The following is a 613-nucleotide window of genomic DNA, read 5'->3' on the forward strand; positions in this document are numbered from 1 at the left end:
GCTCCCGCATCATGCTTTCTATAACGTCTCTGAACCCTGTCTTATGGTCCAGAATTATACGCAGACGCCTGACACTGAACTCGGCAAAAAGGCTCTCGAACTCATTGAAGTTGTCTCTAAGCGACACCATCAGCAGGTTATCGAAAAACTCCAAAAAATTGGATGCGATGCTCTAACGGGGCGTAATCTGTTTGCGTTGCGTGGTTCGTGGGAGCTTGGCAACAGGGATATCAATGCGGTGGATGATTCCGCAAAAGCATATATGATTGACACTTACACGATATCTCACATGGGTAGAGGTGGGGGTAGCGTCTTAGAAGATGGGATGMTGTCAAAGGTTATCGACATAGATCGTCTACAAGACCCMGTAGAGCTTGATGAGCCTCCTATTGAGGTTCCGGATTCCGAATACTTCGAAGCTAATCAGGACGCCTTTCAGGAGCTTGCAGACTGGTATCTTTGAAGCTCCGCAGGACCGACGACAATGTAATTGTCATAGTCGGACACTATGACAAGTCAAATATTGATTTCTATCTGCTACAATAAGTTTCCAGTACCCCACAAACTGAGGGTCGGAGATTGTTATGGATATGGTAAAGAAGGAAAAATATAG

The 613-nt window shown here is 45.5% G+C and carries 1 protein-coding gene; it reads left to right on the top strand.

What is annotated here, in order from left to right; genetic code table 11:
- Nucleotides 1-463 (top strand): hypothetical protein (locus tag KP705_RS16175; RefSeq protein ID WP_215764981.1); only part of this gene is annotated, 463 nt, incomplete at its 5' end.
- Nucleotides 464-613 lie beyond the last annotated feature (150 nt).

Source organism: Gluconobacter sp. P1D12_c (assembly GCF_018812105.1).
GTDB lineage: Bacteria > Pseudomonadota > Alphaproteobacteria > Acetobacterales > Acetobacteraceae > Gluconobacter > Gluconobacter oxydans_A.